The organism is Flavobacterium sp., from assembly GCF_039916025.1.
GTDB lineage: Bacteria > Bacteroidota > Bacteroidia > Flavobacteriales > Flavobacteriaceae > Flavobacterium.
Genome location: NZ_JBDSMB010000053.1, coordinates 1 through 9110, shown reverse-complemented (window position 1 = coordinate 9110; position 9110 = coordinate 1). Strand labels below are relative to the sequence as shown.

Annotated in this window: 6 protein-coding genes; 3 read left to right on the top strand and 3 right to left on the bottom strand. The window is 34.9% G+C overall.

What is annotated here, in order from left to right:
* Nucleotides 1-226: 226 nt before the first annotated feature.
* The 3 genes from ABIQ27_RS03045 to ABIQ27_RS03035 are packed head-to-tail and all read left to right on the top strand — an operon-like array spanning nucleotide 227 to nucleotide 5163.
* Nucleotides 227-1924, top strand: coding sequence for a M23 family metallopeptidase (locus ABIQ27_RS03045; protein WP_348031949.1), 1698 nt, complete (start codon nucleotides 227-229; stop codon nucleotides 1922-1924).
* Nucleotides 1925-1933: 9 nt separating this feature from the next.
* Entirely contained in the window at nucleotides 1934-4411 is a 2478-nt protein-coding gene (locus ABIQ27_RS03040) for a carboxypeptidase-like regulatory domain-containing protein (RefSeq protein WP_348031947.1), read from the top strand.
* Nucleotides 4412-4449: 38 nt separating this feature from the next.
* Complete coding sequence (locus ABIQ27_RS03035; protein ID WP_348031945.1) at nucleotides 4450-5163, top strand: hypothetical protein; 714 nt, start codon at nucleotides 4450-4452, stop codon at nucleotides 5161-5163.
* On the opposite strand, the gene ABIQ27_RS03030 is transcribed toward ABIQ27_RS03035, so the two are convergent.
* The 3 genes from ABIQ27_RS03030 to ABIQ27_RS03020 are packed head-to-tail and all read right to left on the bottom strand — an operon-like array spanning nucleotide 5160 to nucleotide 8902.
* Entirely contained in the window at nucleotides 5160-5336 is a 177-nt protein-coding gene (locus ABIQ27_RS03030) for a hypothetical protein (protein WP_348031943.1), read from the bottom strand. The genes ABIQ27_RS03035 and ABIQ27_RS03030 overlap by 4 nt on opposite strands.
* 9 nt (nucleotides 5337-5345) lie before the next feature.
* Nucleotides 5346-7175, bottom strand: a complete 1830-nt coding sequence (locus ABIQ27_RS03025; protein WP_348031941.1) for an ABC transporter ATP-binding protein — start codon at nucleotides 7173-7175, stop codon at nucleotides 5346-5348.
* Nucleotides 7175-8902 (bottom strand): phospho-sugar mutase, encoded by a 1728-nt coding sequence (locus ABIQ27_RS03020; RefSeq protein WP_348031939.1) that lies wholly within the window; start codon nucleotides 8900-8902, stop codon nucleotides 7175-7177. The genes ABIQ27_RS03025 and ABIQ27_RS03020 overlap by 1 nt, the downstream gene beginning before the upstream one ends.
* Nucleotides 8903-9110 lie beyond the last annotated feature (208 nt).

Here is a 9110-nt window from a genome sequence, read left to right as displayed (position 1 = left end):
ATTTTCAACAGAATCAATTATTTCTGCAATTTCACTCATGAAATATTTTATTCATTACTTACTTCACAAAGTTAGGATTCTATTTCATTTGCGCAATTTTTTTGCTAATTATTTATCGCTATTTTGTCACGAAATTATAATAAATTGTTTTTTAAGGAGTTATAAAAAGCAGTGCTGTTGTAATTTTTTACTCACTTTTCCTTACCTTAGCAGAAAGGACTTTTTTATGCGAATTTTTTGTTTTGTTTTTTTGTTTTCAATTTTAGGATTTGGTCAAACTCAATATCCAAAAGATTATTTTCGCTCACCACTCGACATTCCTTTACAACTTTCAGGAAATTTTGGCGAATTGCGTCCCAATCACATTCATTCCGGTTTCGATTGTAAAACCATGAAAAAGGAAGGTTTTAATGTTTATGCTGTTGCAGATGGCTATGTTTCCAGAATAAAAATTTCAGAAGTTGGTTATGGAAAAGCTATTTATATCACCCATCCAAATGGTTATACTACTGTTTACGGACATTTGCAATCGGGTTATGGTGAAATTGAGAAATACATTAAAAAAGAACAGTACAAAGCGAAATCGTATGAGATTGACGTTGCATTAAATCCTAATGATTTAGTTGTAAAAAAAGGAGATATTATCGCTATTTCCGGAAATACTGGTGGTTCAGATGGCCCGCATTTGCATTTTGAAATTCGCGATACACAATCAGAAAAAATCATCAATCCAATGTATTTTGGATTTGACACAGTCATACCGGATTCAAAACGCCCGGCAATAAACAGTTTGTGGGTTTATCCTTTAGACGAAAACAGCGTTGTGAATGAATCGAAAAGACCAGTTTCGGTCAATTTATCGCTGCAGGATGATGGAAGTTATTTAGCTGAAAAGATTTCGGCGTCAGGAACAATAGGTTTCGGAATAACAACAGCTGATTATGATGATGTATCCTGGCATTCAAATGGGGTTTTTAGAGTGCAAACTTTTCTCAATGGTAAAACCGATTTTGGGTATCAGTTTGATACGTTTGCCTTTGATGAAACACGATTTGTTAATCTTTTGATTGATTATGCACGTTACAAAAAACAAGGGCAGCGTGTTCAAAAATTATTTATGGAAAATCCTTATCCGTTAAGCATCATAAAACCAGGAACAAATAACGGAATAATTTCAGCGTCGAGTAATTTAATGCAATCCTATCGCATTGAAGTTGCTGATTTTAGTGAAAACATAACCAAGATTTTTATTCCAATCCAATATTCAACATTGCCTGCCAGAGTTTCCGAAGTGCCAATAACTTCTAAATACTTTGTAAAAGCCAAAAAGGAAAATATTTTTTCACTTGAAAATGTTACGGTCAATTTCCCGGCAAATACTTTCTATGATGATTTTTATATGGATTTTGAAGTAAAAAAAGGAATCTTAAAACTTCACGAAGATATTGTTCCGGCATTTACAAACTTTTCAATCACTTTTGAGGATAGTATTTCACCTCAAAAAGACAGAGAAAAAATGTTTATTGGATCGGTTTACAGAAATAAAATTGGCTACTATAATACTAAACGCTATAAAAATTCGTTTACTATCTATACCAAATATTTGGGTGAATACAAGCTCGTAAAAGATGGTGTGCCTCCAAGAATAAAATTAGATAGGCATATTGGAGGAAAATGGATTAGCGACATTAATGAATTGAAATTCACAATTTCCGATGAGTTGTCGGGAATTAAAAGTTATGACGGTTATTTGAATGGGAAATGGATTTTGCTGGAATATGAACCCAAAACCAAAAAGCTCATTCATCGTTTTTCGGATGGCATTGTTAACGAAGGAAAAAACGATTTAAAAGTAGTCATTACTGATAATGTTGGAAATTCTTCTATCTTTGAAACGCAATTTTTTAGAAGTCAAAAACCTTAACTCTATAATTTGAAAACGAATAAATTACTTTATACGCTCCTTTTTTTTACGATAAGTATCATTGCATTTGCGCAAAATCAAACCGCCAAAGTTGCCGGAATTGTCCTCGATGAAAATAATAAACCAGTTGAAGGTGTTAACGTAAGTTATCAAACCAAAACTTCTGTTACCGATGCAAATGGTTTTTATACATTAATAGTTCCTGCTAATCAAAAAATAATTTTAGTTTTTACTCATACAGCACTAAAAAATATTACTGCACCATTTTTTTTGAAACCTGGTGAAGTATTCGAGTATTATGTTGTTATGAACGATAAGGCAGAACAATTAGGTGAAGTTGTTATCACAAGCGACAGACGAAGAGTTCAGGGAATTACTTCGATAGAACCCGAAACTATTCGTAAAAACCCAAGTGCAATGCCAGGAGTAGAAAGTGTTTTGGTGCTTTTTGGTGGTGTAAATAAGAATAACGAATTAAGTTCAGGATACAATGTCCGTGGTGGAAATTACGACGAAAACTTAGTTTATGTTAACGAAATTGAGGTTTATCGTCCGTTTCTTATTCGTTCAGGTCAACAGGAAGGATTGAGTTTTACCAATACTGATATGGTTCAGAATGTTGATTTCTCAGCGGGAGGATTTCAGGCAAAATATGGAGATAAATTATCTTCAGTTTTGGATATTACCTATAGAACTCCAAAAAAATTCGGAATAGCTGCAGAAGCCAGTTTCCTTGGTGGAAGCCTGACTGTAGAAGGAACTTCTAAAAATAAGAAATGGTCGGCCATAACTGGAGTTCGTTATCGCGACAACTCACTCTTGGTAAACAGCCAGGAAACACAAACGAATTACAGACCAACGTATGCCGATGTACAAACAAATGTAAATTTCAATCTGAATACAAAATGGCAGTTTAGTTTCCTTGGTAATATTTCTCAAAACAAATACAATTACCAACCGCTAACACGTCAGACAAACTTTGGAACCATTGACGAGCCAATCGCTTTGCAGGTTTTTTATGAAGGTCAGGAAAACGACAAATACCAAACACTTTTCGGCGCTTTCAAAACAACATTTGCTCAAAACGACAATAACAATTACCGATTAATCACTTCGCTTTATCATACACAGGAACAGGAATATTTTGATATTTATGCAGCCTATTATTTGGGTGAAGTTGACACCAATATTGGTTCAGAAACCTTAGGTGAAGTAACTTTTAATCGCGGTGTCGGAACACAATTAAACCATGCCCGTAACGATTTGGATGCTTTAATTTTTAATGCCGAAATCAAAGGAACACATCAACTCAATAACAAAAAACAGCAAATAGATTGGGGCTTTAAATATACCCGTGAAAATTTCCGTGATCGAATTGTTGAGTGGGAAGTAATTGATTCTGCAGGTTTTCATATCAATCCACCGATTATTGATATTCCACACGATCAACCTTATAATCCTTATGTTGGACCGCTTGTGCCATATCAAAATGTACGCGCAACCAACTTCATTGATATAAATCGTTTTTCCGGTTTTGCACAATGGAAAACAGAAACAACAATTGGAACAAGCCAATTATGGATAACAGCAGGTGTAAGAGCCCACAACTGGATAGTATCCGGTGACGGAATATCGAATGCCAAAAGCCAGACAGTATTTAGCCCACGTGCACAATTGTCACTTAAACCGGCATGGGAAAAAGATATGATTTTCAAGCTGGCTTTAGGATATTATTACCAACCACCGTTTTACAGAGAGTTGAGAGACATGAACGGAGTAGTTAATCCAAATGTAAAAGCGCAGCAGTCAATACATTTTGTGCTTAGTAATGATTATAAGTTCCTGATGAATAATAGAAAGTTCAAATTAGTCACCGAAGCTTATTACAAAACGATGACTGATGTGAATACTTATACACTGGAAAATGTTAGAATCCGCTACAGTGCCAATAATGATGCGGTTGCCTATGCTTATGGATTTGAAACGCGATTAAACGGTGAATTCGTTCCGGGAACAGAATCGTGGTTGAGTTTTGGGTATATGAAAACCGAAGAAAATATTAGCGACAAAGGATATATCGCGCGTCCAACAGATCAGCGATTGAAATTCGGAATCCTTTTCCAGGATTATATGCCTAATATTCCTAACATGAAATTGTATATGAATTTGGTTTATAATACAGGTTTGCCGGGCGGTTCTCCATCATATGCAGATCCTTATGTTTATCAAACCCGTTTGCGCGATTACCGTCGTGCTGATGTTGGCTTTTCGTATGTCCTTACGGAAAGAAACAACGAAAGACCAAACGGACATTGGCTAAAGAAATTTGAGGATTTATCCGTTGGTTTTGAAATTTTCAACTTGTTCAATAATCAAAATGCGATAACCAACACTTGGGTTCGTGATGTATATACCAAAAATCAATACGGAATTCCAAACTATATGACAACCCGGGTTTTCAATGTTAAACTGACTGCTAAATTGTAGAAATAATTCACTAATTTTGAGAATCAAATTTTATGAAAATGAAAAATTACTTTCTCTATATTGCTTTGGCTTTTGTTGGACTTTTTGTAAGCTGCAAAAAGGAAGAAGCCGAAAAACCCAAAGTTACTTACGAAACCACTTCAAAAGTAAAACCTGAAGTAGTTGTAGATACCAATCAGATTGAAGTGGCCGATTTGCCTATCAACATGGAAGGAACAAACTTTTTAATTCATCCAATTGGTGTAATGTCAGGTAACGGAAAAGGAATTAAATCTTCTTCCGATTCAGACCAGAGCTTTACGGTTTCTAATTATGGTGAATACCAAATCACAGGATATCTGAAAAATTTAAAGTTTCAGGAAATAGGGAAAGACAGCATTTCTACTTTAACAAACAAACAAATCTTAATTGAAACGGCAACCTATTTAAAAACGTTTGCGGATAAATCTAAGCAACAATTATTAGTTTATTCTTTGGCTGATATGGATACGAACAAAGATGGAAAATTAGACAGCAGCGATATAAAATCGTTGTATATAAGCACGATTTCCGGACAAAAATTCACAAAGCTTTCTGCCGATTTTCAAGAATTAATCGATTGGAAAGTGCTGGAATCAAAAAGTGTCCTTTATTTCAGAACCATTGAAGATACCAATAAAAATGGCGAGTTTGATGCCGAAGATAGCCTTCAATATCACTTTGTGAATTTGTTGGATAAAGACTGGAAAGTAAATAGTTATAAACCTATTTAAAATGCTTTTGGGAATCGCATCGAATATTGCCCAACCTGATAAGCTAACATAAGCCAAACAATGATAAATTTACTGAGATAATCATATACTTTTTCTCCAATAAAGTATTCAGTAATAAAAATCAAAATAATAAAAATTAAAAAAAACAGCATTCCAAAATATTCTCTTTTCATATTTTTTGATTAATCAAATGATTGCATCGAAACTAATTTAGAATAAGTTCCGTTTTTGGCTAAAAGTTCGTCGTGATTTCCCTGCTCTACAATTTTTCCTTTTTGCATAACCACAATCAAATCCGCTTTTTGAATAGTCGAAAGACGATGCGCAATAACAATAGATGTTCTGTTTTGCATCATGTTTTCCAACGCAATTTGTACCAATCTTTCACTTTCTGTATCCAAAGCAGAAGTAGCTTCGTCCAAAATCATAATCGGCGGATTCTTCAAAACGGCACGCGCAATTGATAAACGTTGTTTTTGTCCGCCGGAAAGTTTGTTTCCGCTGTCGCCAATATTTGTATAGATTCCTTGCGGCAACTCTTCTACAAATTCATAAGCGTTGGCAATTTTCAACGCAGCAATAATTTCATCGTCTGTTGCATCAAGTTTTCCTAACGAGATATTCGCTTTTATGGTATCATTAAATAAAATAGAATCTTGTGTTACCAATCCCATTAAGCCTCGAAGCGATTGCAAATCCAGGTCTTTGATGTCAACGTTGTCAATTGTTATTCTGCCTTCATTAACGTCATAAAAACGTGTCAGTAAATTGGCAATCGTACTTTTTCCGCTTCCTGATTGTCCAACCAAAGCAACCGTTTTCCCTTTTGGAACCTGAAGTGAAAAGTCTTTCAAAACATTTTCTTCGTGGTATCTAAAGTTGATATTTTCCAAAGAAATACCTGTTTCAAAAGTGTCTTTATGAATAGCATTTGGCTTGGATGTTATCGCGTTTTCTTCTTCCATCAAAGTGAATACACGTTCGGCTGCAGCCAAACCGGTTTTTACCTGATAAGAAGCTTTAGAAATGTTTTTAGCTGGTGTCAAAATGGTATAAGCCAAAGCGATATATCCAATAAAAGCAGTGCTTTCCAATGTTTTGTCAACCAAAACCATATAACCGCCATAATATAAAAGAACAGCTATGGTTAAGATTCCAAGGAATTCACTCATCGGTGAAGCCAGATTACTTTTATTTCCAATGCTATTCGATAACTGTTGCAGTTTTTTAACTGATTCGTTGAATTTGGAAATAAAAAGATTTTCAGCATTGTAGCTTTTTACGACTTTCATTCCGCCTAAAGTTTCGTCTAAAATAGAAATGAAATAACCCGTTTCTTGTTGTGCTTTCTTTGATTTTGCTTTTAAGTTTTTACCGATTCTCGAAATAATCAATCCCGAAATCGGAATAAAAATAAACACGAAAAGCGTGAGTTTTGTACTTATAGCAAGCATCGCAACAACCGAAAAAATGATTGTTAATGGCTCGCGAACCACTAATTCCAAAACCTGAAAAAATGAATTCTGAACCTCATTGATATCGCCAAGCATCCTCGACATGACATCGCCTTTTCGGGCATCAGAATAATAAGAAACAGGAAGATGAATGATTTTTTGATACAATCTTTGTCTTAAGTCTTTCAAGACTCCGGTTCTCAATCGCGTCACATGAAAAGAAGCCAGGTAATTGAAAATATTTTTCAGTAAAAAGATCACAATCACAATTGAAACTACCAGTAATAACGCATATTCCGGACCATTTTCATTAGATAATTTAGTAATGTAATAATTCAATAAATCTTCTCCATATTTCCCCATATAGCCAATGCTTTTATAGGTTGGATGAACAGCTACCTGTTCGGTTTCCTTAAAAAGAACTTTTAAAGTCGGAATTATGGAAATCATTCCTAATGTTGAAAAGAACGCATAAAATATATTGAAAACGATATTCAGAATTACGTTCTTCTTATACTTTAAAGCAAAAGGAATTAATTTTTTGAGATTATTATCCATTAGTTCAATTGCATTTCTGAAATTATGTTTGCGATTTTAGTATCCAAAAATGCTTCAGCAGCCGGAAGTTCATCCAGACTTTCAATTGCGGTATTCACACTAAAATAGAATTTTATTTTTGGCTCAGTTCCACTTGGGCGTGCACAAATTTTGGAACCATCTTCTAAATAATAAATCAACACATCCGATTTTGGAACGAACAAGGTTTCTGTTTCATTGGTCAAAAGATTTCTCGCAGTCGAGTTTTGATAATCTTCCAACATAACCACACGTTGTCCATTTATTTCTGAAACTGGTTTTTCGCGCATGTCAACCATCATTTGTTTGATTTGATTGGCGCCTTCCATTCCTTTTTTGGTAATCGAAATCAAATGCTCTTTATAAAAACCGAAGTCAACATACATTTGCTCTAATTCTTTATAAACTGAACCACCTTTTTCTTTGGCCTGGGCAGCCATTTCGCACATTAGCAAAATTGCACCAACAGCATCTTTATCGCGAACAGCATCTCCAACCATAAAGCCAAAACTTTCTTCGCCACCGCCAATAAATTTCAGTTCAGGAAAATCTCTAATGAATTTGGCAATCCATTTGAAACCCGTTAAACCAACTTTGCATTCTACATCATAAGCCGAAGCTAATTCAAGCATCATTGGCGTAGAAACTATCGTCGAACCGATGAATTGTTTTCCGTTAATTTTTCCCGCTTTTTTCCATTGTTGCAAAAGATAATGCGTCATGACAACCATCGTTTGGTTTCCGTTCAGCAACTGCATTTCGCCGTTGTTATTTCTAACAGCAACACCAAGTCGGTCGCTATCCGGATCAGTTCCAAAAACGATATCTGCATTTATTTTATCTGCCAAAGCTAAAGCCATGGTCAAAGCTTCCGGCTCTTCCGGATTTGGAGAAATAACCGTTGGGAAATCGCCGTTTGGTTCAGCTTGTTCCGGAACAATATTGATATCTGTATAACCAGCTTTTTCCAATACTTTTGGAACCATTTTTATAGAAGTTCCGTGTAAAGAAGTATAAGCAATTTTTAAATTTTTTCTGGCTTCCGCCGAAGTATTGAAACTTGCATTATCCACAGTCGATTTGGCAAAAGCATCATCAACCGCAACATCAATATATTCAATCAGATTTGCGTTTGTATCGAATTTGATTTCGCTGTATTTTAAGTTTTCAATTACCTGAACAATTTCGGCATCGTTTGGCGGTACTATTTGTCCGCCATCCTGCCAATAGACTTTGTATCCGTTATATTCCGGTGGATTGTGTGATGCTGTTAAAACAATTCCGGCATGGCAATTCAAATGTCTAACCGCGAAAGATAATTCCGGAGTTGGTCGCATTTCTGAAAACAAATAGACCTTAATTCCGTTTGCCGAAAAAACATCAGCAACTACTTTGGCAAGTGTATCACTATTATGACGGCAATCATAAGCGATTGCCACTTTTAGTTGCTCGCCTGGAAATGATTTTTTTAAATAATCAGATAAACCCTGAGTGTTTTTACCAAGTGTATATTTGTTGATACGATTGGTTCCAACGCCCATTATTCCACGCATTCCGCCAGTTCCAAATTCCAAATTCTTATAGAAGCTTTCTTCTAAATTCTTTGGAGAAGAAGTCATCATTTCTTTGATTTCGTCTTGCGTTTTTTGGTCAAACGTTGGCGTAAGCCATTCGTTTACTTTGTCTAATATATTTTGTTCGATATGCATTTTAAAATTATTTTTTATAACCAATTTTATTTCTTTCAGATTTAGTTTTTGGATTATTATCTTTGTCTACTAAATAGTTTCACGCTTTATATATATCTGGAAATTGCTTTTCGATTTCTTCAATTCTAGTTTTGAGTTCAGCATAGCTCAATGAAAATTGCCTTATGGTAACAAATGTCCTCATTATTGCAATATTTATTTCAATTGC